This is a genomic window from Bacteroides sp. 3_1_13 (assembly GCF_001185845.1).
Classification (GTDB): Bacteria; Bacteroidota; Bacteroidia; order Bacteroidales; family Bacteroidaceae; genus Bacteroides; species Bacteroides xylanisolvens.
This window is the reverse complement of record NZ_KQ236955.1, coordinates 101,326-125,517: the sequence shown is the minus strand read 5'-3', so window position 1 is coordinate 125,517 and position 24,192 is coordinate 101,326. Positions and strand designations below refer to the sequence as shown.

General features: G+C 37.6%; 23 protein-coding genes. 19 read left to right on the top strand and 4 right to left on the bottom strand.

Features of this window, described 5'->3' with window-relative positions; translation table 11 throughout:
• Positions 1 to 153: 153 nt before the first annotated feature.
• The 8 genes from HMPREF9009_RS00450 to HMPREF9009_RS00410 all read left to right on the top strand — a co-directional run bounded on the left by HMPREF9009_RS00450 (position 154) and on the right by HMPREF9009_RS00410 (position 7,419).
• Positions 154 to 1,350, top strand: a complete 1,197-nt coding sequence (locus HMPREF9009_RS00450) for a sensor histidine kinase (protein WP_049701158.1) — start codon at positions 154 to 156, stop codon at positions 1,348 to 1,350.
• 2 nt (positions 1,351 to 1,352) lie between these two features.
• Positions 1,353 to 2,114, top strand: coding sequence for a LytR/AlgR family response regulator transcription factor (locus HMPREF9009_RS00445; protein ID WP_022274897.1), 762 nt, complete (start codon positions 1,353 to 1,355; stop codon positions 2,112 to 2,114).
• A gap of 128 nt (positions 2,115 to 2,242) precedes the next feature.
• Positions 2,243 to 2,680, top strand: coding sequence for a LytR/AlgR family response regulator transcription factor (locus HMPREF9009_RS00440; protein ID WP_022274898.1), 438 nt, complete (start codon positions 2,243 to 2,245; stop codon positions 2,678 to 2,680).
• Positions 2,681 to 2,750: 70 nt separating this feature from the next.
• On the top strand, positions 2,751 to 3,452 hold the full coding sequence (locus HMPREF9009_RS00435) for a TonB family protein (RefSeq protein ID WP_049701157.1): 702 nt from the start codon (positions 2,751 to 2,753) through the stop codon (positions 3,450 to 3,452).
• 357 nt (positions 3,453 to 3,809) lie between these two features.
• On the top strand, positions 3,810 to 4,328 hold the full coding sequence (locus tag HMPREF9009_RS00425) for an HU family DNA-binding protein (protein ID WP_049701155.1): 519 nt from the start codon (positions 3,810 to 3,812) through the stop codon (positions 4,326 to 4,328).
• 85 nt (positions 4,329 to 4,413) lie between these two features.
• On the top strand, positions 4,414 to 4,764 hold the full coding sequence (locus HMPREF9009_RS00420) for a hypothetical protein (protein ID WP_049701154.1): 351 nt from the start codon (positions 4,414 to 4,416) through the stop codon (positions 4,762 to 4,764).
• A gap of 30 nt (positions 4,765 to 4,794) precedes the next feature.
• Positions 4,795 to 5,715, top strand: a complete 921-nt coding sequence (locus HMPREF9009_RS00415; RefSeq protein ID WP_049701153.1) for an N-acetylmuramoyl-L-alanine amidase — start codon at positions 4,795 to 4,797, stop codon at positions 5,713 to 5,715.
• A gap of 147 nt (positions 5,716 to 5,862) precedes the next feature.
• Positions 5,863 to 7,419: an ATP-binding protein gene (locus tag HMPREF9009_RS00410; RefSeq protein WP_049701152.1), complete on the top strand. Its 1,557-nt coding sequence runs from the start codon at positions 5,863 to 5,865 to the stop codon at positions 7,417 to 7,419.
• Between the two features lie 91 nt (positions 7,420 to 7,510).
• Here the strand turns inward: HMPREF9009_RS00410 and HMPREF9009_RS00405 are convergent, their stop codons facing one another.
• The gene (locus tag HMPREF9009_RS00405) at positions 7,511 to 7,807 is read right to left on the bottom strand and encodes a DUF1905 domain-containing protein (protein WP_049701151.1); all 297 of its coding nucleotides are present in this window, start codon (positions 7,805 to 7,807) and stop codon (positions 7,511 to 7,513) included.
• Positions 7,808 to 7,905: 98 nt separating this feature from the next.
• On the bottom strand, positions 7,906 to 9,969 hold the full coding sequence (locus HMPREF9009_RS00400) for a HelD family protein (protein ID WP_049701150.1): 2,064 nt from the start codon (positions 9,967 to 9,969) through the stop codon (positions 7,906 to 7,908).
• 138 nt (positions 9,970 to 10,107) lie between these two features.
• On the opposite strand from HMPREF9009_RS00400, the gene HMPREF9009_RS00395 reads away from it, so the two are divergent.
• Positions 10,108 to 10,692, top strand: a complete 585-nt coding sequence (locus tag HMPREF9009_RS00395; RefSeq protein WP_049701149.1) for a hypothetical protein — start codon at positions 10,108 to 10,110, stop codon at positions 10,690 to 10,692.
• 39 nt (positions 10,693 to 10,731) lie between these two features.
• On the opposite strand, the gene HMPREF9009_RS00390 is transcribed toward HMPREF9009_RS00395, so the two are convergent.
• A complete protein-coding gene (locus tag HMPREF9009_RS00390) occupies positions 10,732 to 11,502 on the bottom strand; it encodes a LuxR C-terminal-related transcriptional regulator (protein WP_049701148.1) in 771 nt (256 codons plus the stop codon).
• A 316-nt stretch (positions 11,503 to 11,818) separates the two neighbouring features.
• Here HMPREF9009_RS00390 and HMPREF9009_RS00385 point away from each other — a divergent pair, with 316 nt between their 5' ends.
• From HMPREF9009_RS00385 to HMPREF9009_RS00375, 3 genes are all read left to right on the top strand, one after another.
• The gene (locus HMPREF9009_RS00385; protein WP_049701147.1) at positions 11,819 to 12,121 is read left to right on the top strand and encodes an RNA recognition motif domain-containing protein; all 303 of its coding nucleotides are present in this window, start codon (positions 11,819 to 11,821) and stop codon (positions 12,119 to 12,121) included.
• Positions 12,122 to 12,497: 376 nt separating this feature from the next.
• A complete protein-coding gene (locus HMPREF9009_RS00380) occupies positions 12,498 to 13,622 on the top strand; it encodes a DEAD/DEAH box helicase (RefSeq protein WP_049701146.1) in 1,125 nt (374 codons plus the stop codon).
• 54 nt (positions 13,623 to 13,676) lie between these two features.
• Positions 13,677 to 14,165: a cold-shock protein gene (locus tag HMPREF9009_RS00375; RefSeq protein ID WP_049701145.1), complete on the top strand. Its 489-nt coding sequence runs from the start codon at positions 13,677 to 13,679 to the stop codon at positions 14,163 to 14,165.
• A gap of 131 nt (positions 14,166 to 14,296) precedes the next feature.
• Here HMPREF9009_RS00375 and HMPREF9009_RS00370 read toward each other — a convergent pair whose 3' ends face one another.
• Positions 14,297 to 18,373, bottom strand: coding sequence for a hybrid sensor histidine kinase/response regulator transcription factor (locus HMPREF9009_RS00370; protein WP_049701144.1), 4,077 nt, complete (start codon positions 18,371 to 18,373; stop codon positions 14,297 to 14,299).
• Between the two features lie 349 nt (positions 18,374 to 18,722).
• On the opposite strand from HMPREF9009_RS00370, the gene HMPREF9009_RS00360 reads away from it, so the two are divergent.
• The 7 genes from HMPREF9009_RS00360 to HMPREF9009_RS00330 all read left to right on the top strand — a co-directional run bounded on the left by HMPREF9009_RS00360 (position 18,723) and on the right by HMPREF9009_RS00330 (position 24,161).
• A complete protein-coding gene (locus HMPREF9009_RS00360) occupies positions 18,723 to 19,367 on the top strand; it encodes a lanthionine synthetase LanC family protein (RefSeq protein ID WP_083444128.1) in 645 nt (214 codons plus the stop codon).
• Positions 19,364 to 20,599 carry a TIGR04157 family glycosyltransferase gene (locus HMPREF9009_RS00355; RefSeq protein WP_049701141.1) on the top strand — a complete coding sequence of 412 codons (1,236 nt, stop codon included), beginning with the start codon at positions 19,364 to 19,366 and terminating at the stop codon, positions 20,597 to 20,599. Before HMPREF9009_RS00360 ends, HMPREF9009_RS00355 begins: the two co-directional genes overlap by 4 nt.
• A 20-nt stretch (positions 20,600 to 20,619) precedes the next feature.
• Entirely contained in the window at positions 20,620 to 21,678 is a 1,059-nt protein-coding gene (locus HMPREF9009_RS00350) for a hypothetical protein (protein WP_147351515.1), read from the top strand.
• A 13-nt stretch (positions 21,679 to 21,691) separates the two neighbouring features.
• Positions 21,692 to 22,531: a glycosyltransferase family 92 protein gene (locus tag HMPREF9009_RS00345; RefSeq protein ID WP_198154740.1), complete on the top strand. Its 840-nt coding sequence runs from the start codon at positions 21,692 to 21,694 to the stop codon at positions 22,529 to 22,531.
• A gap of 118 nt (positions 22,532 to 22,649) precedes the next feature.
• Positions 22,650 to 22,907: a TIGR04149 family rSAM-modified RiPP gene (locus HMPREF9009_RS00340; RefSeq protein WP_049701138.1), complete on the top strand. Its 258-nt coding sequence runs from the start codon at positions 22,650 to 22,652 to the stop codon at positions 22,905 to 22,907.
• Positions 22,908 to 22,994: 87 nt separating this feature from the next.
• Positions 22,995 to 23,864: a GLPGLI family protein gene (locus HMPREF9009_RS00335; RefSeq protein ID WP_049701137.1), complete on the top strand. Its 870-nt coding sequence runs from the start codon at positions 22,995 to 22,997 to the stop codon at positions 23,862 to 23,864.
• Positions 23,865 to 23,912: 48 nt separating this feature from the next.
• Entirely contained in the window at positions 23,913 to 24,161 is a 249-nt protein-coding gene (locus HMPREF9009_RS00330) for a TIGR04149 family rSAM-modified RiPP (RefSeq protein WP_049701136.1), read from the top strand.
• Positions 24,162 to 24,192: the final 31 nt, after the last annotated feature.

Sequence of the window (24,192 nt, the reverse complement as noted above, 5' to 3'; positions counted from 1 at the left end):
ATAAATGAATGGGTGGGGTGCAATATAAAGCTTAATTTTCCGTTTACTCATAAAATGCGGGCGTTTTACCGCCTGTTTTATCCGTTTCACCGGACTGCTTGCCGGAAAGTGAATAGATTGATTATTTTTGTAGATTAAAAAATAAAAGAGCTTATGCTGCGATCAACAAGAAATGAATTTTTTATTGGATTCACCCTATCGGTGATTCTTTCTCTTTTCGCCAATTTTGCATTGTTGATACGCCGTTATGATCTGATGATGGACTCAAAATTGCCTGGTTCTTCTTATGCGATAGAGAAATATGAATTGTGGTTCTCTGTCTTATGGTTTTTCTTTTTCTCTTTTGTATTGTTTGTTCTTTATAGATGGACATACAGATGGGGTGATAAGGTGTTTCAACATAAAGAAGTGAAGACGATAGGACTTGCAATGGGAAGTATTTTTATTGTTGCTTTAGGGCTGTACAGGGCATATCCTGTTATAAATACGGCTATAATGGGAAAGGTATGTAATGTATCTGTTCTTCACGATTGTGCAGAGCGTTCAATTATGATAACAGAGGTTTCGGGAAAGACGCTTGATACAGTTTCTGGTTCTGTACTGGAACCGGATAAGGTTCGGGTAGGGGTGAATACCGTGTTTTCAACAGCTTATTCGAATCCTTTATTGATAGAGCATATTTTTGTATTGTTGACTATTATGTTAAGTATGCTGTTACTTCACTTGCTTGATAAAAAGCAGGAAATGAAATTAGAGTATGAGAAGATAAAAGTAGAGAAACTGCAAAACTCATATAATGCACTGATGGGACAAATCAACCCGCATTTCTTTTTCAATTCGTTGAATGGGCTTAATTCATTAATTCGTATGGGAGAGCAGGAAAAGACACTTGAGTATCTGAATGGATTATCTAATGTTTTCCGGTATATTCTGCAAAGTAATCATAAGACATTGGTAAGCCTCGATGAAGAACTGCAATTTATTAAGGCATATACTTATTTACTAAGTGTACGATATGAGAATAAGTTGTTTTTCTCAATTCGGATAGCTGATATTTGCTTACAGAAGCGTTTACCCATCCTAAGTTTGCTTCCATTGATTGAAAATGTGGTTAAGCACAATGTTATTAGCATGCAACATCCTTTACAGATTGAGATTTATACAACTTCAGAAGATTTATTAGCCGTTTCAAATTTTATTCAACCCAAAATGGAAGAGTGTGTCTGTAATGGGATTGGATTAAAGAATCTTCAGGGACGTTATCTGATGTTGGTTGGCAAGAATATACAGATAGATAATTCTAATGGATACTTTGTGGTTTCTCTGCCTTTATTAAATACACCGGAGTGAATATGAAAGCAATAATTATTGAAGATGAAACAGCAGCAGTAAACAGTTTGAAAGCTGTTTTGCAACAAAATTCGGTCACGGAGATTGAAGTGATTGCTGAACTGGAAAGTATTGAAGAAAGTGTGGAGTGGTTCAGATGTTCATCGCAACCGGATATTATTTTCATGGATATTCATTTGGCGGACGGACTGGCTTTTAAAATTTTTGAGCAAGTGGAAATTGCTGCTCCTGTAGTATTTACAACTGCTTATGATGAGTATGCTTTACAGGCTTTTCAGGTGACCAGCATTGATTATTTGTTGAAACCTGTTACACTCAATACATTAGAACATGCTTTGAATAAGTTTTTCCTTTTCAATCCGGCGGAACGAGAGGAGCATATTCGACAAACTAATTCTGCTATTAAAAATCGTAATGAGGTAAAAAAGTTGCTGATAATGCTTGCTGATAAGTTCTATCCGCTTTCGGTAGATGATATTTATTATTTTTATACTACTCGGGAGAAAGTTACTGCCTATACCTTTGACGGTAAAAAACATCCTGTAGACCGTACACTGGATACACTTGGTGAACAACTGGATAAACGGCTTTTCTTTCGTGCTAATCGTCAATTTATTATATCCCGTAAATCAATTAAAGATGTAAATCTTTGGTTGGGCAACCGACTTTCTGTAAACTTACTATTGCCTGTTCCGGAGCGTATTATAATAAGTAAGGTAAAGACTCCGGTATTCAAAAAGTGGCTTATGCAGGAAGATAATTGAATCTGTTCACCTTTGCTTATTGTACGTCTCACCTGCGAAGAATCCCTGTTTGCCGGAGTTTAACTTTAGTTTGCTAATGTTTCCCTTTAATTTGTAACAGATAATAAGAACAAATTAAACGAGATGTTATGCTGAAATGTATCACTTTGGACGGCGATGTTTCTACGCTCAATGATTTGATGGAGTATTTAGAAAAGATTGACCGCACTTTGGCGGAAGTCAATGAGTTGTTAGCTAACAAGCGGGCTGAACAAGCTGTTTATCTTCGTGAAGGCTCCAAGATTGTGCGTCTTAATCAAGAGGATATTTTATATTTGGAAGGGTACGGTGGTGATTATGTTAAAGTACACCGTATAGAAGGAAAACCTATTCTTTCACAAGTGAGTCTGAAACGTTTTGAAGAATGTCTTGGAGAGAATTTTTGTCGTGTACATCGCTCTTATATCATTTCACTGTCTCATATAAATTATATTGAACGGAAAAGAATCCGTATCGAAGGTACTTTGATTCCGGTCAGTGATTCTTATCTACCTATGTTAATGAGCAGACTGCGCATACAAATATAGATTGATTTAATAGGTTATGTAGTATGAATTATAAATATTTTTGATGTATCACATTTAAAAAAACAATCTTATGAATTACGAAATGAAATCTTTAAAAACAGGGATGAAGAACGCTATTTTATGGCTGTCCCTAGTTCTTCTTTTAGTGATGGTAGCTTATTCTTCTGGTAAAGCACAGAATTGTGTTGATAAGACAAGTGTTAATACTATTATTATGTCGGGTATGAAAAATGATACGGTTATTATTTCTCAAATAAAAACTGATTCTTTACATAATAACGGTTCTTGTTGTTCGAATAATATGCAGGTTGTATTTACCTACCTTGGAAAGCATATTGATTATCTGCCCAAAGCGATTGATAACAAAGTAGAAGGGGATATAATAGTTGGTTTTACCATGACTAAAAATGGCGAGGTGGCGAATGGTAGGATTATCAAAGGTCTTTATTCTGATTTGAATGAAGAAGTGCTTCGGGTTATAAAAGAAATTCCCAAATGTGTGCCTATAAAAGAGGATATGGATTATAGGGTTACTATGAACTTTAATTTGTCAGATGGGACTTTGGTCTTTAAGCCGAAAATGTCTATTATCGGAGTAGAAACAAGTAATGCGAAACTTTCTGTTAAAAGAATGGATGGGAAAAATTATGGTTCTATGATTGTTTATGGAGAACCTGGTGTGGGAGAGGATTCTGTTGTTATAAAGACGATGTCTGTTAGAGTCAGTGATATGGATAATAGTATAATAACCATTGATAAAAAGAATAAGTAGTTAAAGCGTGAATATTCATATTCGAATATTCCTTTAAGAAATATCATACTAATAATATATTGGAGAAATAAACTTATCTTGGTGTATCATAATATATCAAGGCGGTTTATTTCTCTAATATTGTCTATATACTTTTGATTTATTATTTGTTTTTGTTTGTTCCCTAGCTTCCTTCCTTGTCGCTTTTTTCTTCTTATTTGGTAGTTTTTAGACTTAAAAATACTGTTCAGACTGCTTGTAGAGCCGACAAATACTTGTCGTTTCATGTCCGATGAATATACTGCATCTTTGCATCGTTAACGTTAGCGAAGAAGTAATTAAAACAGTAATTCATTAAAAAAAGAAAGGACAAAAATTATGGCAATTAGGTTTAGAAGAGTTCAACGTTTGTGTGATCCTACAAACAAAGAGGCAGGAAAGAAAGTGTATCCGGTGATTTCTTATCAGTATGATACGAGTGCAACATTAGATGAGTTTGCAAAAGATATTTCGTCCACTTCCGGTGTAAGTGAAGGTGAAACGATTAGTGTATTGAAAGATTTTCGTACCCTGTTGCGTAAAACTTTGCTTTCGGGACGTTCGGTGAATATTAAGGGATTAGGGTATTTCTTCCTCTCTGCGCAGAGCAAGGGAACAGAGAAAGCTGAAGACTTTACTATCGCCAATATTTCAGGGCTTCGTGTTTGTTTTCGTGCCAATTCGGACATTCGTCTATTTACGGGAACGACTACCCGTTCGGATGGATTGAAGTTCAAGGATTTGGATCATATTAATGATTCGGGTAGCATTGGTGACGGTTCTGATGATGGGGGTGAAACTCCGGATCCGGATGGTGGTTCGGGTGGTAATGGTGAAGCACCGGATCCGGCGGCTTGATTCATAGATCGTTGAGAACTGTCTGGTTTGTATGGAATGGGGCTTCGGCCTCATTCTTTCTTTATAACTACGTAAAAATATAAATATGCAAATAACTACAATCCTTGCTTTTTTTACCGCTATGGGTGGTTTGGAAGCTGTGAAATGGTTAGTGAGGTATATCACTTGCCGTAAGACGGATGCACGGAAAGAGGAAGCGTCCGTGAACAGTATGGAAGAAGAAAATCGCCGTAAAAAGGTGGACTGGCTGGAAGAACGGCTGACTCAACGTGACGAGAAGATAGACGGGCTTTATATTGAACTTCGCAAGGAGCAGGAAGAGAAGATTGACTGGATACATAAATGTCATGAAGTGGAGTTGATACAGAAGGAGTCGGAAGTGAAGAAGTGTGAGACCAGAGGGTGTGTGAAGCGTATGCCACCTTCGGATTATTAACAGGTGCGTTTGAACTAATAATGAATAATCATGAGAAATATAGATTCTATCATAGTACATTGTTCGGCTACGAAAGCCGGGCAGGATTTTACTGCTGCGGATATTGACTGTTGGCACCGGGAACGTGGGTTCAACGGTATCGGGTATCACTATGTGGTCCGTTTGGATGGGAAATTGGAAAAGGGGCGGGATGTTTCTCTGGCCGGTGCTCATTGTAAAGGTTGGAATGAGCGGAGTGTCGGGATATGTTATATCGGTGGATTGGATGCGAACGGGCGTCCGGCAGATACCCGGACGAATGCTCAAAAACGGGTGCTTTATCAGATTATTATGGATTTGCAGCGGGAATATAATATTCTCCAAGTGTTGGGACATCGGGATACTTCACCGGATTTGAATGGTGACGGAGTGATTGAACCTTATGAATATGTGAAGGTTTGTCCCTGTTTTGATGTGAAGGAGTTTTTGAGGAGTGGGAGGGAGTTACTGTTTGTGTTGCTGGTGGCCTTAGCTGTGCCGGTGTTGTTGTCGGGGTGTAGGAGTAAGAAAGAGGTAGTAAACAGGGAGAGTGACATAAGGGTTGATTCAAGCTTGAATAGTAGCTCAGGAAAAAGTCTTGTTAAAAACGAGGTTGCTTCGGAAAAGGATTCGGAGGTGGTGGAAGAGCATATCGAACAGATGGTGTTTGTGTTTCCTGTGGATACGCTTGGATTGAAGGCTGGGATGGTGGTGAAGACTGTGGTGGATAGGAAAAACGTTAATGAGAAACAACTTCTTCAAGAAGTGAATTCACAGTCTGTGAGTTTGTCGGATATGAGTGCTAAGACAGAGATTCATAAAACGGGAGTTGAAAAAACTACTAATAGGATAATCGGAAGTGGGTATTGGTACGGAATTATTTTGTTGGTTCTGGTTATTGTGTGTTGGATTTGCAAAGTGAAGAGGAAGTGAGATGTTGTTTGTCTGGTACAAAACTAGTTTGATGAAAAATGGAGTCATGGTAGTGCTGTCTGTGAAACTGTGTACTTTTTTGTGGAGTTTGTATGTGTATTCCCGTGGAAATGCGTATCTTTGAATAATCAAAATAGAGGAAAAATAATGAACGGAGTATTGCGCAAACTTCCAATTGGAATACATGATTTTGAGAAACTTCGTAAAGGAGATTATCTCTATGTGGATAAAACCACTCTTGTATGGCGAATAGCTAACACAGGTAAAGCCTATCTTTTAACTCGTCCTCGTCGTTTTGGGAAAAGCCTGCTACTCTCTACTTTTAAAGCCTATTTTGAGGGCAAGAAAGAATTATTTGGAGGGTTGGCTATTGCTGGTATGGAAAAGGATTGGAGGAAATATCCCGTACTGCATTTGGATTTGAACGTGAGAAAACATGATTCTTCCCAGGCTCTAGCCGAAATTCTTAGTAGGCAGTTGACGCAATGGGAACTGAAATATGGCAAAGGAGAGGATGAGGAAACTCTTTCAGGACGTTTTGCCGGTGCAATTCGTCGTGCCAGTGAACAGTCTGGTCGTGGAGTAGTAGTGCTTGTTGATGGATATGATAAACTTTTATTGAAAGTATTGAGCAATGATGTTTTGCTTGATGATTATCGTAAAACCTTGAATGCTTTTTATAGTGTACTGAAAAGCTCTGATCGTTATCTCCATTTTGTTTTACTTACAGGTGTGACTAAGTTTGCACAAACTGGCATGTGTAATGATTTGAATCAGCTGAATGATATCAGCATGACGTCTCAATATGCCACAATTTGTGGTATTACACGACAAGAATTGGAGGATACTTTTATTCCTGAACTGAATCGATTGGCAGAAACGAATGAACTGACTTATGAAGAAACATTGAACAAGATGACGGCTTTATATGATGGCTATCATTTTTGTGAGTTTGCGGAAGGAGTATTCAATCCATTCAGTGTGCTTAATGTTTTTGACGGGTATAAGTTTAGTAACTATTGGTTCCAAACCGGTACTCCTACTTTTTTAGTCGAACTGCTTAAAAAGAGTGAGTATGATTTGCGTACGTTGATTGATGGGGTAGAAGCCAATGCTTCTTCGTTTATGGAATATAGGGTAGATGCTAATAATCCGATTCCGTTGATTTATCAGAGTGGCTATTTGACTATAAAGGGGTATGACAAGCGTTTTGGAAACTACCTGCTGAAATTTCCCAATGATGAAGTGCGATATGGATTTATGGATTTTTGGGTTCCTTATTACACATCAGTGGTAGATGATGAACGGGGCTTTTATCTAGGTAAATTTGTACGTGAATTGGAAAGTGGTGATGTTGACGCTTTTCTTACCCGCTTACAGGCTTTCTTCGCAGATTTCCCTTATGAACTGAATGAAAAGACCGAACGACATTATCAAGTTGTATTTTACTTAGTATTCAAATTGATGGGACAATTTACCGGAGCAGAGGTTCTTAGTGCCCGCGGACGGGCGGATGCAGTGGTGAAAACTCCGAAGTATATTTATGTATTTGAATTTAAACTGAATGGTACTGCCGAACAGGCTTTGCAGCAGATTGATGAAAAAGGCTATCTGATACCTTATCAGGTAGACGGGCGTGAGTTGGTTAAAATTGGAGTGGAGTTCAGTGCAGAAAAAAGGAATATAGACCGGTGGTTATATTAGCTCGATAACCATGTTGTTAAAGGAGTTACGGAGCCGTTTGAGATTGTTCAAGCGGCTCTTGTTTTGCGGGTAGTTCTTCTTATCACTTGTTTTAAATCCAAATCATAATCTCTATTTCTTTATCAGTTGTGATCTTTTCCTTTTTTCTGATTTCTGCTTTGAAAGGAAGTAAATAAGTATCAAGTTTGGTGTCAAACCAGATTGCGGTTTCCCATTGGGTATTGCCGATTTTGGCCGTCATCTTCAACCGTCCCCAGCCTTCCTCTAAGAATCCGAGATTCTCTCTTATCTCTTTGGACATTTCTTTCGGCAGGCAGGCTATGTGCCAACCGCCTGTTCCAACGGTTGATGAGTAGTTCCAAACTTTTGTGGTAAACTCGTATTTCATTCCCTTATTTTCCATTGTACAAAAATAGAAAATAATAGGAGATTAGCTATAATTTTTTCTTTTAATTAATTTTCGATGTTTGTTTGAATACACATCTATTATAGGAATTGGCAACTGGGCAAAGTGGTAGAATAAGTCAAAGTTAACTTGTGCATAGCCCTTGTGACTGCCACATAAAGCATACTTTTGTCAATATTGGAATGATAGTTCTTATCATCTGTTTGCGGAATGATTACTTCGTCAAATTCTAGTCCTTTCGCCATATGGGCAGAAGTGATGATAATCCCTTTCACATAAGCAGAACTTTGATTTGACAAAAGTGAGATGTCGTTTGCATATATCTGGAGTTTTTGAACAAGTTCTTTTGCTTGGGATTCTGTTTTGCAGATGATCCCTAATGAGGTATAATGGGAGTTCCTGAAGGAGTTTACTAAATCCGCAATACCTTGGATCTCTTCTTCTGTACTTTTGAATGGAAGAATCTTGGGGTGTTCTCCATGTCTCATAATCGGTTCTAATTCATTGTTCGATTGAATTTTTTGTGCAAAACTGGTAATCTCAAAAGTAGAACGATAGCTTTTGCAAAGTTTCATTATTTCTCCTGTTACAAATGCTTTTTGAATCATACCGGCAGTGGAAGATCCATAAGGATTGACGGATTGGGAAGCGTCTCCAAGAATTGTTTTTCGACACGGATAAAGTTTTTGAATCACTTTGTATTGTATGGGAGAATAGTCTTGCATTTCGTCTATCAGAAGGTGTTTGACATAAGATTGGGCGTTGTTCCCATCTAATGCGATATGCAGATAAGCCAAAGGAGCTAAGTCCGCATACTCCAGTATGCGATTTTTGCGTGTCTTGAACATCTCCGGTTTTCCGATCCATTCAAAAAAGTCTTTATAGATTTGGAGATCGTTATTGCCCGCGAACATCTTTTTTATCTCTTTCTTTAGTTGGTTTTTCTCCGGAGTGCTAACTGTGAGATTATATTGTAGTTGCATCATCTCCAGAATGTAATCTGTCATAGTCTCAAATCGTTGACGTATGGGATAGCGGTGGAATCGTTTGAACTGTTCGTTAATAAATTCGGCAGGAACGGTGATATATTTGGTGAGTTTTACGTCTGTTGCTTTGAAATAGTTGTTTTCCATGTAAAGGATGAATTTGTCAAGTAGTGATATAAACTCGAAGGAGGCTTTGTATTGAATCCGTTCGATAAAGTCGGGTGTCGGGTTTTCTAATAGTTCCGTCACTTGGTCGAAGAAATTCTGGTGTTTATATTTGTTGTCAATTACATCCGACAGAATTTGCTCCATGCTGGTTTCGGGAACGATCTCTTCGCCAAGTTCCGGAAGTACATTAGAAATGTAATCGGCAAATACTTTATTGGGGGAGATGATTAATATGTCTTTGGAAGAAATCTGTCCTTTCTGTGCATAAAGCAGGTAGGCAATACGATGGAGCGCGATAGAGGTTTTTCCTGAACCGGCAACACCTTGTATAATAAGTACAGAAGCGTTTTCATTGCGGATAATCTGATTTTGTTCCCTCTGAATTGTCGTGACGATATTTTTCATTTTGTTGTCGGCATTGGAAGATAGTTCTTTTTGCAGAATATCGTCATGAACAGTTATGGAACTTTCAATCATATACTCCATTTTTCCTTTGCGAATACGATATTGGCGTTTGAGTGAGATCGCTCCGTTAATTTTGCCTGCCGGGGAAGAGTAGAACGCCTCGCCTAATTCATGATCGTAGAACATGCTTGAAATAGGAGCTCGCCAATCGTAAATCAGATTCTTTTTTTGATTGAAGTCATAGAAAGTATGTATTCCTATATAGATCGGACTAACTTGGCTTTTGTCTTTCTTTTCCTGAAAGTCGATTCGTCCGAAATAGGGGATATCCAGTATTTTGCTTAGTCGCCTGCGTTTGTCAATTACATTTTCACCTAATGCAAAATGATTTAATATGCTTTCGCGCATGGAACGGATTTCGTGGGGATCGATATCTTTGTTCGACCATAGATAATCCTTGTACTCCTGCAGGGTGTCTATATGCTCTTTGACGGAAGTACTGGTAGTGTTAATCGTATCATGGATAGTGGTTATGACTTGCTGTAAATACTCATTTTCCTGTTTCTCTGTTTGATTGAATATCATAATCTCTTTTTAGTTGTATGATGAAGAATTGAAATTGCAGGCAAAGTTAGCTCAACCCATTTAGGGATTAAATAGTTATTTATAGCTATATATGTATCCTTTTTCCTATTTTTGCATACTTATTTAATAAGGAAAAAGATGAATATTCTTGAATTGGCAAAACGTAACCAGCAGAAAGCTTGGGAGATTATAGAGGATACCCGTATTGTTCGGATATGGGAGGGGATGGGTGCCAAAGTGAATCTGGTAGGTTCGTTGCGTACAGGATTATTGATGAAACATCGGGATATTGATTTTCATATTTATACTTCCCCTTTGGATTTGTCTGCCAGCTTTCGGGCGATGGCTGAATTGGCGGAAAATACGTCCGTAAAGAAGATTGAATATACGAATTTATTACATACAGCAGAAGCGTGTATAGAGTGGCATGCATGGTATCAGGATATGGAAGGAGAACTCTGGCAAATGGATATGATTCATATCCAAGAAGGCTCTCGTTATGATGGCTATTTTGAAAGGGGGGCCGAACGCATTTCTGCAGTATTGACAGATGAAATGAGGCTGGCTATCCTGAAATTAAAATACGAAACGCCTGATACGGAAAAGATTATGGGAGTGGAGTATTATCAAGCTGTGATTCAGGGCGGTGTACGTAGTTATCCGGAATTTGAGGAATGGAGAAGATTGCACCCGGTGGTGGGTGTGGTGGAATGGATGCCCTAGCCAGATTGGATCACTGTGCGGGGAGAGAGATTGCATGTGTTAACCTAGCAATCCACTCTTTTGTCCTAAACGAATGGCTTCAATGGAATTCTGTACACCTAACTTCCGTAACAGATTTTGTCGATGAATATTAACTGTATGAATACTGATGCATAGTTTGTCTGCGATTTCTTTACTTAACAGGCCTTTTTGAATAAGACGTAATACTTCTATTTCCCGGTTAGTAAGATTAGTAGAAGGTTGAAATGAGAGAGAAGGAGAGAATAGCTCTCCATTTTTTAGATTCAGGACGGTGCAATCTACCATTTCTGATTTTTTTTGGTCAGGCGATATGTCCATGTTTCCTATTATAAGCCAGGCTTTACCGTTATGGTCTTGTTCCAATACCTGATGTCTGCTGGTGACACGTATGTACTGTTGTTTCGCATTAAGCATACGAAAACTGTAAATGTTAGAGTAGTTATTCCGTTGCTCAAAAGGCAGGCTATAGATGAATTGGCTTAGTGTGACCTGTAGTGCCGCCAGTTGTGCGCGATCATCGGGATGGATGCGCGATTCCAGATAATCCCCCTGTCTTTCTAATGTTTCTATCTTGTGGCTGTCGTATCCCAGTAAATCAACAAAATTCGGAGAGGCGTAAGCATATTTGCATTTATAAACATCGACAACAAATGTACAGTTACGACCCATTTTCGAGAGTTGATGAAGCATGGACTTATCCCGTTCCCATACGGCATAGTCAATGTCGACGGCGGATAGATGCTGTTTTGCCCACATTTCTTCTCGGGTGGTATTTGTTGGTTTATTCATGGATATATTCTTTGTTAGTTATGCTGTGGCAAAAATAAGTATATTGTGGGAATTTATCAGAAATGAATGAAAAAAGATGGTGAATGATCTGTTTATTGATATTCTATATGCTAACAAATGATAATTATAGTCTTTCTTCCGAAAAAGAATGAATATAAACGTATTTTTCTGATTTATTACATTATCTTTGTACCAAGAGTTTGAGTTACGAATCATTATCGTATAGTTCTTCTTTATAATATTTTATTAGCAAGCAGTCCTTGTCCTTAATTATCCTCCTCACTCCAAATTAGTATTTATTTTAATAAAATTTTAAATGAACATTTACATTTCAGGTTTAAGCTATGGCACTAATGATGCCGACTTAACAAATTTATTTGCAGAGTTTGGAGAAGTTTCTTCAGCCAAAGTAATTATGGATAGAGAAACTGGTAAATCCAGAGGATTCGCTTTCGTGGAAATGGCGAACGACGAAGAAGGACAAAAAGCAATTGATGAATTGAATGGCGTTGAATATGACCAGAAGGTTATTTCAGTAAGCGTAGCACGCCCTCGTGCAGAAAAACCGTCATACGGTGGAAACCGTGGAGGTGGTTACAACAATTCCAGAAGATATTAATATCCGGACTTTGGGAAAGCGGAGGAAATCCTTCTTCTGCTTTTCTATAAAGTCTTTCTATATCCGCTTTTATGATATCTCTGCGGAGGCTGTCTTAGTCTGACTGCCGGAAATGAAAATCATCTAACAATTAAGTTCTGCTAATTCTCACTCCTCTGTGTAGTGCAACTAGGATACCCCAGATCCTGATCTTTTCATGTCTAAAGAAGAATTATTAGGCTTTATTGCAATTTGAAGACTCTTGAAAATCAAGAGTGTAAGTTTAATAATTATATCACAAAGTCTATATTGATAATTGTGCTGGCATGATCGTAAACATTTGCATGAAATGTTCTCAGATGCTCCGGCGTAAGTACAGGTATAGCAAATTACATTTATGACATTTAAAGATTTAAAAATAACCGAACCGATTTTAAAAGCAATTGAAGAAAAAGGATATACTAGGCCGACTCCTATTCAGGAAAAAGCGATTCCTGCCGCATTGGCGAAAAGGGATATATTAGGTTGCGCACAAACGGGAACAGGGAAGACTGCTTCGTTTGCAATCCCTATCATCCAGCATTTACATGAAAACAAAGAGCCTGGTAAGCGTCAGGGTATCAAAGCACTGATATTAACGCCTACCCGTGAGCTGGCTTTGCAAATCAGTGAGTGTATTGATGATTATTCAAAATATACCCGTGTGCGTCACGGGGGTATCTTTGGCGGTGTGAATCAGCGTCCACAGGTTGATATGTTGCATAAAGGCATTGATATTCTGGTCGCAACTCCGGGACGCTTGCTTGATTTGATGAGCCAGGGACATATACACTTGGACAAGATACAATATTTTGTGCTTGATGAGGCAGACCGCATGCTCGATATGGGATTTATTCATGATATTAAGCGGATATTGCCAAAGCTCCCGAAAGAAAAGCAGACCTTGTTTTTCTCTGCGACAATGCCGGATAGCATTATTGCCTTAACAAAATCTCTGTTGAAGAACCCGGTGAAGATTTATATCACACCGAAATCATCTACGGTAGACTCAATAAAGCAAATCATTTATTTTGTAGAAAAGAAGGAGAAGAGTCAGCTCTTAATCTCAATTTTGCAGAAAGCGGAAGAGCAATCGGTATTAGTTTTCTCGCGCACGAAGCATAATGCTGATAAGATCGTCAGAATATTAGGTAAAGCAGGTATTGGCAGTCAGGCTATTCATGGAAATAAGAGCCAGGCAGCCAGACAGTCAGCATTGGGAAACTTTAAATCGGGAAAAACCAGAGTAATGGTAGCAACCGATATTGCTTCCAGAGGAATTGATATTAACGAATTGCCGTTGGTTATCAATTATGATCTTCCTGATGTACCCGAAACGTATGTACACCGTATCGGGCGTACTGGAAGGGCAGGTAATGAAGGAACAGCACTAACGTTCTGTTCGCAGGAAGAACGCAAGTTCGTCAATGATATTCAGAAGCTGACGGGTAAGAAACTGAATAAGGTTGATTTTATTATTTAAAATCAGCAATTTACAATCTCTTTAAAGTATAATATAAAACTAAATATAAATTCTATGGCAAAATCCATGACAGTTGGTAAACGTGAAAATGAAAAGAAAAGAATCGCTAAACGAGAAGAAAAACTAAAGAAGAAAGAAAGTAGGAAATTATCGGGTACTAGCAGCTTTGATGATATGATTGCTTATGTGGACGAGAATGGAATGATTACTTCGACTCCACCGGCCGACAATATTCAAAAGGAAGAAATCAGTCTGGATGAGATAATCATAGCAACACCGAAGAAAGAGGAAGAAGAACTGGCTATCTTGCGAGGTCGTGTTGAATTCTTTAATGAAACAAGAGGCTTTGGTTTTATTAAAGACCTTTCAGGAGTTGAAAAGTACTTCTTTCATGTAAACAATGTTGTTGGTACCATTGCGGAAAATAATATCGTTACATTTGACCTTGAGCGTGGAGTAAAAGGGATGAATGCGGTCAATATATGTTTGGAAAACAAATCTAAATCGGAAAATTCAGATCAGGCTAAACCTGAATCTGAATAAGAACTTCTTTGAAAAACGTAAGCTGGAACGTGGAGACAAGACGTTTTTGATTTATCTTTATTATAGGAACTTACTGGGGGGATTATATGTTCATAGCTAGGATAATAAAAAAATATATTGAGTTGAGGGAATTACTTTAATATAGTCGGATCTTCTTTCGCTTTCTTGAGAAATTCCGTTGGTAACATTCCGAATTGCTTTTGGAAACATTTGGCAAAATAGGAAGAAGAACTAAAGCCGACAAGGAAACCAATTTCTGTTACTCTGTATTCTCCTTCTATCATCATCCGGCAAGCCTTTTTCAATCGGGTGACTTTGATAAAATCATTGGGTGTCATTCCGATAATCCCTTTGATTTTAGTGAATACGGAAGTACGACTCATGCCTAGTTCCTGTGCCAATGTATTTACAGAGAATTCAGTATCCTCGATATTGTTCTGAATAATCTCGGAACATTTGTTCATGAACTCTTCATCCAGCGTGTTATGAACCGTAGAGTGCAAGTCTGATAATGGGGTGGAAGCATATGTTTTTTGCAGTTTTTCCCTCTTTTTTAGCAGGTTCAACAGTTGCGCTTTCAGATGGAAAGGAGAGAATGGTTTCTCTATATATGCATCTGCACCGGCTTCCAATCCTTTAATTTTACTTTCTGTATCCGTTTTGGCAGTCAGCAGGATAACAGGAACGTGGGAAATATTGATATTATTTTTTATTTTTTCACAGAGTTCGAACCCATCCATTTCTGCCATCATTACATCGCTGATAATAAGGTCTATACTGTTCTTTTCTAAAATTTGTATCGCTTCTTCTCCGCAGGACGCTGAAATGACAAAATATTCTTCGGACAGGATTTTAGAAAGGAAATCCAGTATTTCCGGATTGTCATCAACGACCATTACTGCGTATTGTTTTTTCAGCGGTTCGTCCGAAAGAATTGTTTTCAGGCCGTGTTCTTCCATATTCTCCGAGTTATTCTCCGGAATAATGGTGTCTTCTAAACGTTTAACAGCTTGGACAGTTTGACTGATAGCTGTCTGTTTGGGAAGGTAGACGGAAATGGCAACACCGCTTTCTCCGTCTTCCCTGTCGTTCGCTTCAATCTTCCCGTTCATCAGTTGGACGAGAGAACGCGTCATGTGGAGACCGATACCGATTCCCAGTTTGTTCAGTTCACTGTTGTTCTTGACTTGGTAGAATGCATCGAATATTTTTGTTTTTTCTTGATCGGTAATTCCTATACCGTCATCTGTTACTGTGATTACTATATCGGAATCTTTTTCGATGGCTGTGATGCAAATCGAACTTTTGGCGTATTTCAGAGCGTTACTCAGCAGGTTACTGATGATTTTGGTGAAAGCTTCCTCGTCTGTGACTACGCTCATGTCTTCCGGTATGGCAGAAGTGTCAATAACCACTTTTTTTTGTCGGGCGGATAGTTCGAATATGCAGGCCACTTTGCTGATAATTTCTTTGATCCGGTAGGAATCATACGATAATTTGTAAGAGCCTGTATCCACTTTGCGGAAATCCAGTAATTGAGTGACAAGCGCATACAGGCGTTTGTAATTCTGCTCAATGATACTTAAGTATTCTCCATATACATTGTTGATACTTGAAGTCTTCATAAGGAATTCCAACGGACCGATGATAAGACTTAGCGGAGTCCGGATTTCATGCGCAATATTGGTGAAGAAATCGATTTTGGAGTTATAGAGCTCTTTCTCCTTTTCATCATTTATCCTTTTGATACGTTCTTTCTGGCGTTTCTCCGTACGTTTCATGTAATACCGTATGGTGAGCATAGTTACAAATAGCAGAACAATGACATAAATCAGATAAGCCAGTTGTGACCGGAAGAATGGTGGCAGAACTTTTATTTTTAATTTAACTTCATTGTCACTCCATATTTTATCGCTGTTGGTTCCCTTAATTTTCAATACATATTCACCGACGGGCAAATTTGCATACGAAAGGTGGTTGTTACTTCCTTTAGTAAACTGCCATTCGTTGTCCAGACCTTCCATCATATACTGGTAATCATTCTCTTTGGGAGCTATATAGCTTAGTGCAGCAAAATTAAATCCGATCATGGACTGATTGTATTTCAATACGATTTCATTTGTATATCCTATGGATTGTCGGATAGGTGAGTTTAAGGTGTCTGCCTGTATGTCTTTTCCCAAAATGCTCATATTGGTGAGGATGACAGGCGGGTTGTAGGTGTTTTCGCGTAGTTCTTGTGGGAAGAAATAACAAAAGCCGTCTGTCGAACCAAGGAACAGTCGACCGTCCGAGACTTCTACTCCCGAGCGCGGAGTAAATTGTTCATTATAAAGTCCGTTTGATTTAGAATAGGTTTTCAGGTATTCCGTATCCGGATTATATACGGCAAGCCCCTTGTTGGTGCTGATCCATAATAGGTCTCCTTTGGGGATGATTGATGTGATGATTTTATTCGGTAGTTTCAGATGATCATATCTGGTGAAATCATCGGTCTCATCATTGTATCTGCAAAGTCCTTGCCCATACGTTCCAATCCACAGACGTTTCTTACTGTCGATGGCTAGTGTAGTGATAACATTTTTTGTGAGTGAGTTCAATTTATCCGAACGTTGATAAGAAGATATCTTTTTAGTTCTGACGTTGTATGAATAAAGTCCGCTTATACCTGTCCCTATCCATATTCTTCCGGAATAATCTTCGATGATGGCAGACACCTTGCTACTGAAAGAACCGATTCTGGTAAAATTGTTTTTTTCAGGATTATAGCAACAGAAACCGGCGGATGTACCGACATAAATACACCCGTTGCTGGCTTTGTACAAGCTGAATACCCGTGAAGAGGGAATTGAGGTAGAATCTTTAGGATTGTTGAGGTAACTTTCTACTTTTCCTGTTTTTAGATGAATCACTTCCAGGCCTCTGCCATAAGTTGCTGCATATAGTTTATCTTCGTCTATCAACAGGTCATGTATGCAATAGTAGGTTGTACCTATGCTTGCCGCATCCCGGAAAGGAGTAATTTCTTGTGTTTTGGCATTAAACCGGAAAATACCATTGTCGTCGGTGCCTATCCAATAACAGTCATTCTTATCTTCTTTGATTACATTGATAACTTTCCCTGCTTGTATATTGGAAGCCGGTGAACAACTGTAATATTTAAAGTTATTTTGGAATGCCGAATAAAATTTGATGCCATCGAAATAAGAACCCAGCCAGAGGCTTTCTTCTTTATCTATGTAAATGGCATAAATGAACTTGTTCGCACTGATTCTTATTTTTAGATTCGGACTGTCGGATTGTATGATTTCTCCTTTTCCAACTTTAAAGATTCCTATACCGTTATCGGACGATATAAGAAGTTCTCCGGGACTGTATTCTTTAATATCGTGGATATGGTCTAGCAAGTTGACCGAACTCTTGTCCTGATAGTTGGTAAAATTGTTTGTTTCCGGATTGAATAAATCCAGTCCATGTTGAAAAGTCCCTATCCATAGATTTCCATGTGTATCCTCTAAAATTTTTTGTATAGAATTGTCGGACAAGCTACCGGTGTGATTCGTTTTCTTATAAGTTGTAAATGTTTCTGTCTGTTTGTTAAAACAGCATAGCCCTTCCGAGTAAGTCCCTATCCAGATGTTTTGTTTGCTGTCCTGCTGCAATGTCATGAGCATATTTTGCGAAATACAATTTGTTTCTCCGGGAATATTCCTGTATACTTTCAGTCTGACTTCTCCGGAAGGGGAGAAGCGGTAGAGTCCTTTCCCATTAGTGGTAATCCAAACTTCTCCGTCATTGTCTTCTATCATGTCGGTAACATAAGTTTGTATCATTTCACCAGTTTCCGTTTTAGCGTGAAAAGGTTGAAATGTATCTGTTTTGGAGTCATAAATGACAATCCCACTGTCTAGTCCGATCCACATTCTACCTCTACTGTCGATAAATATTTTCTTGACACTGTTGCTTGTTGTAGCATTGACGTATTCCGACAGGTAGTAATTTTTAAATGTGATGCCGTCAAATCTGCTCAGTCCGTCATCGGTCCCGAACCACATGAAACCGCATGAGTCTTGCAGGATACTGTATACTCTGTTAGCTGCCAGTCCATCATCCATCGTGTATGAGGTGGAGAAAATGCGTTGCGCGTTCACAACGAATGTATGTACGCACATCAACTGTATAGCTATTAAAAAAAAGAGTTTTTTCATGTGGACTTGTTTTTATCGTATTGTTTTTCAGTTAGCTCAGGACAATATTAGAAAGAATTAGTTGCAAAAACAAATGATAGCTGAATTTTTTAGAAGCGAAAATGAAGTTTTGAGAATGAACAAAAAAATCGTTCAAATCTTGGATAATTATTGGTGAATATTCTCGTCTTTTGATATCTACTTGTCTCTTAATAAATGTTGCTTTGTGATATTCTTGTTTATTTGTACGATTTTGTCTACGTCCTAATAATGCGTCAGCTATCTTTGTCATCACTAATAATGCTTGAAAAACATTTTGTTTTTCGTCGTTATCAGACTTTATCGGTTTAACCTTATTAATAACATACGAATGAGAAAACAGTTACTATCCATTGCAAACCATTTGCTGTTGCATACCAGCTTTATGACAAACTTAGGTTTATTCTATGGCAAAATGGGATCGGTACTATTCTTTGTCCATTATGCAAAATATACCAATAATAGTATATACGATGATTTTGCAGGTGAAATCTTGGATGAAATCTATGAGGATATCCATACTGAAATGCCTGTTTATTTTTCAAATGGATTGTCCGGGATAGCTTGGGGTATAGAATATCTCTTGCAGCAAGGCTATATGGAAGGAGAATCAGATGAGGTATTATCCGATTTAGATACGAAAATTATGAAGTGGGATCCTCTCCGGATTTCTGATTTTACGTTTGAAACAGGATTGGAAGGTATAGCCTGGTACGTATTAAGCCGTCTAACGTCCCCTCGCAGTGGAAGTATTCCTTTTGATGACCGATATCTGAGAGATTTGAAAACAGCCTGCCAAAGTTCAAAACAAAATAGCGAGCTTCCTGAAGGTGTAGTTGCCTTGTTGCAGTATATGGAATCTCAAAAGGTTGCTTATTCTTTTGATGATATATTGGAAAAAATAGTGCTACTATCAAGTAAAAAGCGCAAAGAAGAATTATCCTGGCAGGCAGGTCTTAAAATATTGGTAAAATGAAACATATCTATCTTATTAATAGCACAACCCGCGCTGCACAGTATGGTATAGGCACTTATATCAAACAAATGCAGGAATGTCTGAAAGGCAATGATGCCTTTTGCCTTTCATTAATCGAAATAAACTCTGATGTGCGAGAATTTAAGGTTATTGTAGATAAAAGAAAAAACATAAGACGATTATTAATTCCCGGCACACAAACCCGTGGGACCCTTAAAGATAACGAACGGTTCTACAGGAATATAATATATCTGCTCGCTCCTTACATTTCTTCTTCAGAAAAGAATATCTTTCATTTTAATTACCAATATCATTACTCTCTGTTTGATTTGTTAAAAAGCAAATGGCCGGATGCTATCGTTGTGCTAACTATTCATTATCTGAATTGGTGTTTTGTACTAAAGGGGAATAAAACTCAATTTAGAGAGATTATACAGAAAAGTGAGTCTGAAAGGAATCCGCAGGAAAAACTAATAGCCACGGAATATGCTTCTGACCAAAAGGCTTTCGAAAAAGCAGATAAAGTAATCTGTTTGTGCCAATATACTGAGGAACTATTGGAGACGGATTATGGCATATCCGGTAATAAAATAGAAGTTATATACAATGGCTTGAAAGAAAAATCTATATCTTGGAATAAATCCATTCGACTAAGAAGAAAAAGGCAGTTGCTTTTTGGAGATAATGAACGCGTTATTCTTTTTGTGGGAAGGCTGGACGATATAAAGGGAGTGGAATATCTGATCAGGGCATTCCGGCTTCTATTGGAAAAGATACCGGAGAGCCGACTGGTGATTGTAGGGGAGGGAAAATATGACACTTTCCTGAAAGAATGTGTGCATATTTGGCATAGAGTAACGTTTACAGGTAAGCTAGACCAAAAAACACTTCAAAGATTCTATCAGATAGCTGATGTAGGAGTGATGCCTTCTTTTCATGAGCAATGTAGCTATGTAGCCATTGAGATGATGATGTATGGCATTCCTCTAATTGGCACTGATTCTACAGGATTGAAAGAAATGTTAGGAGACAACCAGAAATACATGATGAAAATCTTTGAAGAAGCAAATAATGTATCATTGTCTGTAGAGAATTTAGCCCATACATTAGTTCAACTCTTAACGGAGAGTTTTCCGCGCAAGGCAGGAAAAAATGGACGATTAATATTTGAGCATAAGTTCTCGTTGTCAGTTATGAAGGATAAGATGCTCGCCTTTTATGGTAGACTGTAATTTGTTAGACGTTTGATAGTATGAAAAATAGAGATAGTATAAAAAAATGTTTGGATAATATTGTTTCAGTTCTTTTGAAGCAAAGTTATCAAGTATCGAATATCGGTATTGCGGAAGGAAAGATGGGAATGATACTTTTCCTCTTATTTTATGCAAAATATAGTCAGAATCAAAATATGAAAGCACAGGGAGAAGAATTACTGGAAGCCTTGTGCGAGGAGATAAATGAAAAAACTCCCGTAAATTATCTGGATGGCTTGCTTGGATTTGGAACAGCAGTGGAGTATTTGGTTGGACATCGTATAATAGATATTGACACGAATGAACTTCTTGAAGAACTTGATTTGTTATTAGAAAGTTGGAGGCCTTATTATTCTAAAATGCATACTTATCAAATTGTCGGATGTGGGAAGTATCTCAGTATGCGATTACATTATTCGTTGAATATGGCAGAACCGACTGTTTCGCTTGCCGGAAGAACATGTTTGGAGAAGATGGTGAATAATGTAAATCCGCCAAGACATTATGGTGAACTGATTAGTTTGGTTGATGTTATGGCAGAACTATCAGCATTGAACATAGTAAATGCTGAAACTGCTAAGAATCATGTGAAGAATTTCCTCAATCAAATTGAAGCAATCGTTTCTGCGAATATTAAGCAAGAAAATTGTTTGATTACGCTTAAGCCTCTCGAGGTGTGTGCAATGTTAGTTGGGGCTTGCAGTCATTCGAAAATAAATTGTTTGGAAATGGTCAAATCGTTTTTGGATGTATATGAACCTGGCTTTCGGAAATTTTTAAGTTTAGATATAGATGGTCTATCTTCCGGTGGCTTTAAATGGAGTGTTCTTTATCATTATTTGGGTAAAAGCCTCAATAATGATAACTATTTGCAATTGTCGGAACAATGGCTTACCTATTCTTTACAGAAATATGAGGATATTATTGTAGGTGTATATCAAGACAGAACCTCATTGAAAGATTGGAACGGTTATTCGCAAATAGGATTAGCATTACTTTATTTGATGGGCGCATGTCCGGAAGATATTTTTGATGTATTACCTCTATATCTATTATAAATACTTAGAAAATATGGAAACTGTTTGTCTTGCAGCTATATTAAAATATGAAGAACCATTCCTTGATGAATGGATAGTATATCATCGGATGTTGGGTATCGACCATTTTTATTTGTATGATGATAATCCTGATTTTCCTTTGCGAGATTTCCTCAAACCTTATAAGGAATTTGTAACTGTTGTTAATTGGTATAAATCTTCTCCAGATGGGAAAAGAGAAAATCAATTCTTTGCTTATCGACATGCTCTGAAAAATTATTGTTACAGTTATGATTGGGTAGTATATATAGACGGTGATGAGTTTATCACATTAAGAAAACATGAAGATATTAAATCCTTTTTGAAGGATTATGCGGATTATTCTGCTGTATCCTTGGACTGGCATGTGTTTGGACACAATGGTTATTTTGAGAATCCTCAAGGTCTTATCACATCCTCATTAACGAGGAGAATGTATCTACCGGGTAGGGATGTGAAAACATTCTCAAGACCTCAGGCAATTGAGACAATAAATTCTCCTCATTTTTTTAGATATAAGAATGGGCATCTGCATGTGGATGTCAACAAACGTATCTTTCAAGAAAAGAAATATCCGGGAAGAACCGATATAGCTAATATAAACCACTATATGTGTAGGTCTTTTAAGAATTGGATGAATAGGGTAAATCGTGGAGATTCTCTTTTTATAACGAAAGACTATCCTGATATTCATAAATGGCGTTTTTCGGAAGATGAATGTTTGAAAGAATTTATCAGTAATATAGCCTTGTATTGCAATGAGTATGTGGATGATTATATGCTGAAGTATAAAGAGGAGATTGAGAGCAGAATCATGGCATATAGAATGATGTGAACTTTCAAAAGAAAATTTTAATTGTTAACAATAAAATATCATAGTCAATTTGCAGGACTATGGACGATAGTGTAGCTATCTATTGGAAAATTCTGCAGAATAACTAATTTTAGCAATAATGAAAAAACTAAAAAAATTAAAACTGAATGCTTTGTCTGAGGTAAGTCTAGGAGACAAAGATATGAGTTCTCTTAGAGGAGGAGAGCTTTGCTGTGGGTGTTCTTGTTATTGGGAAGGACAAGGAGGTTCCTCGTCAAAGGATAATATGGGAGCTAATCATGAGTCTTGGACTGATTCGGCTCAAGGCTGTAATCAATATGGATGGTGTGGTGAAGGTTATGAAGGACAATTCTATGACTTTGAAGCACATGCATAATGTTTGGTAAATCTTAAAAGGAGAAGAGGAGGATATGCATAAACTTTCTTTTCTCCTTTCAAAAATAAATTTGAATTAGCATATGTAATGAAAATAGGAATTTATTTTATTGGTATTTTGTTATCTGTTAGCAGCAATATTGTAGCGCAACGATTACAAGGGAAAGTGGTTGCACCGCTTTCAGGGAGAAGAAATGTTGAAAGAATGCTTGCTATTGATACTGCTTATATCCGAATTTTATATGCTTTTAATGCAGAAGATATAAATAATCCGGAAACTTATATTGATTTGCAACGTTTGGAAATAGGCAAATACTATTCTAAATACTATAGTCAGTTTGTTTTTAATAATGATTCACTTGTTTGGACTTGGTTAAAGAAGCATCCCAACTCTCGGACTGTTCCTATGAAAATAGGCCCTCTAGGTAGTAAACCTGCATTTTGGTCAGAGTATAAATATTCAGAATATTTCAAAGATTATAAGGCTAATTTGTTAACAGAATATGCGCGTATGCCTCGTCAGCATAGAATTCCAAATTGTAAATATTCTGAATATATTCCTGTGCAAAACTGGGTGATTCAAAATGATACATTAACAGTGAACGGTTATTTATGCCAAAAAGCTACGTGTGAATTTCGAGGTAGAAACTATATAGCATGGTTCTCAATGGATATTCCTATTAGTAATGGACCTTGGAAGTTTGGCGGTCTTCCTGGATTAATACTTAAAGTGTATGATCATGAACAGCTATATACTTTTGAGTGTGTAGAGGTCGAACACTTTAAGTTTCCAATTAAAAGGTATGATTTTCAGGAATACAAACAGATAGGTCGATTAAAACTATTAAAATACCAAAGAATGCTCAATGAAAATTTCTATAAAGCAGCAGGATTGATGCCAATAAATGGTGGTCGTTTTCCTTCGTCAGTTTTATATGAACCATTAGAGTTACAATAGAGTAGCTATCTATTGGAAAAATCTGCAGAACAACTAATTTTAGCAATAATGAAAAAACTAAAAAAATTAAAGCTGAATGCTTTGTCTGAAGTGAGTCTGGAAGACAAAGAAATGAACGCCTTAAAAGGCGGTACCTGTTGCACATGTTCCTGTTATTGGGAAAACCGTGGTGGTTCAGATTCAAATGATAATATGAAAGCCAATTATAAAACTGGCGCTGAATCTACTCAAGGTTGCAATGAATTTGTCTATTGTGATGAGCCAAATGAAGTTGTACCATTGCCTTCTAATTATTAAGGTATATATAGGTACAAGTTAATAGTTGAAA

What these genes read in the sequence shown, in the direction of transcription:
- HMPREF9009_RS00400 (WP_049701150.1), bottom strand. Translation starts at nt 9,969, where the DNA reads ATGATATTCAATCAAACAGAGAAACAGGAAAATGAGTATTTACAGCAA.
- HMPREF9009_RS00390 (WP_049701148.1), bottom strand. Translation starts at nt 11,502, where the DNA reads ATGAATAAACCAACAAATACCACCCGAGAAGAAATGTGGGCAAAACAG.
- HMPREF9009_RS00410 (WP_049701152.1), top strand. Translation starts at nt 5,863, where the DNA reads ATGAACGGAGTATTGCGCAAACTTCCAATTGGAATACATGATTTTGAG.
- HMPREF9009_RS00425 (WP_049701155.1), top strand. Translation starts at nt 3,810, where the DNA reads ATGGCAATTAGGTTTAGAAGAGTTCAACGTTTGTGTGATCCTACAAAC.
- HMPREF9009_RS00350 (WP_147351515.1), top strand. Translation starts at nt 20,620, where the DNA reads ATGAAAAATAGAGATAGTATAAAAAAATGTTTGGATAATATTGTTTCA.
- HMPREF9009_RS00370 (WP_049701144.1), bottom strand. Translation starts at nt 18,373, where the DNA reads ATGAAAAAACTCTTTTTTTTAATAGCTATACAGTTGATGTGCGTACAT.
- HMPREF9009_RS00380 (WP_049701146.1), top strand. Translation starts at nt 12,498, where the DNA reads ATGACATTTAAAGATTTAAAAATAACCGAACCGATTTTAAAAGCAATT.
- HMPREF9009_RS00445 (WP_022274897.1), top strand. Translation starts at nt 1,353, where the DNA reads ATGAAAGCAATAATTATTGAAGATGAAACAGCAGCAGTAAACAGTTTG.
- HMPREF9009_RS00415 (WP_049701153.1), top strand. Translation starts at nt 4,795, where the DNA reads ATGAGAAATATAGATTCTATCATAGTACATTGTTCGGCTACGAAAGCC.
- HMPREF9009_RS00330 (WP_049701136.1), top strand. Translation starts at nt 23,913, where the DNA reads ATGAAAAAACTAAAAAAATTAAAGCTGAATGCTTTGTCTGAAGTGAGT.
- HMPREF9009_RS00360 (WP_083444128.1), top strand. Translation starts at nt 18,723, where the DNA reads ATGAGAAAACAGTTACTATCCATTGCAAACCATTTGCTGTTGCATACC.
- HMPREF9009_RS00435 (WP_049701157.1), top strand. Translation starts at nt 2,751, where the DNA reads ATGAATTACGAAATGAAATCTTTAAAAACAGGGATGAAGAACGCTATT.
- HMPREF9009_RS00405 (WP_049701151.1), bottom strand. Translation starts at nt 7,807, where the DNA reads ATGAAATACGAGTTTACCACAAAAGTTTGGAACTACTCATCAACCGTT.
- HMPREF9009_RS00340 (WP_049701138.1), top strand. Translation starts at nt 22,650, where the DNA reads ATGAAAAAACTAAAAAAATTAAAACTGAATGCTTTGTCTGAGGTAAGT.
- HMPREF9009_RS00395 (WP_049701149.1), top strand. Translation starts at nt 10,108, where the DNA reads ATGAATATTCTTGAATTGGCAAAACGTAACCAGCAGAAAGCTTGGGAG.
- HMPREF9009_RS00385 (WP_049701147.1), top strand. Translation starts at nt 11,819, where the DNA reads ATGAACATTTACATTTCAGGTTTAAGCTATGGCACTAATGATGCCGAC.
- HMPREF9009_RS00450 (WP_049701158.1), top strand. Translation starts at nt 154, where the DNA reads ATGCTGCGATCAACAAGAAATGAATTTTTTATTGGATTCACCCTATCG.
- HMPREF9009_RS00440 (WP_022274898.1), top strand. Translation starts at nt 2,243, where the DNA reads ATGCTGAAATGTATCACTTTGGACGGCGATGTTTCTACGCTCAATGAT.
- HMPREF9009_RS00345 (WP_198154740.1), top strand. Translation starts at nt 21,692, where the DNA reads ATGGAAACTGTTTGTCTTGCAGCTATATTAAAATATGAAGAACCATTC.
- HMPREF9009_RS00375 (WP_049701145.1), top strand. Translation starts at nt 13,677, where the DNA reads ATGGCAAAATCCATGACAGTTGGTAAACGTGAAAATGAAAAGAAAAGA.
- HMPREF9009_RS00355 (WP_049701141.1), top strand. Translation starts at nt 19,364, where the DNA reads ATGAAACATATCTATCTTATTAATAGCACAACCCGCGCTGCACAGTAT.
- HMPREF9009_RS00335 (WP_049701137.1), top strand. Translation starts at nt 22,995, where the DNA reads ATGAAAATAGGAATTTATTTTATTGGTATTTTGTTATCTGTTAGCAGC.
- HMPREF9009_RS00420 (WP_049701154.1), top strand. Translation starts at nt 4,414, where the DNA reads ATGCAAATAACTACAATCCTTGCTTTTTTTACCGCTATGGGTGGTTTG.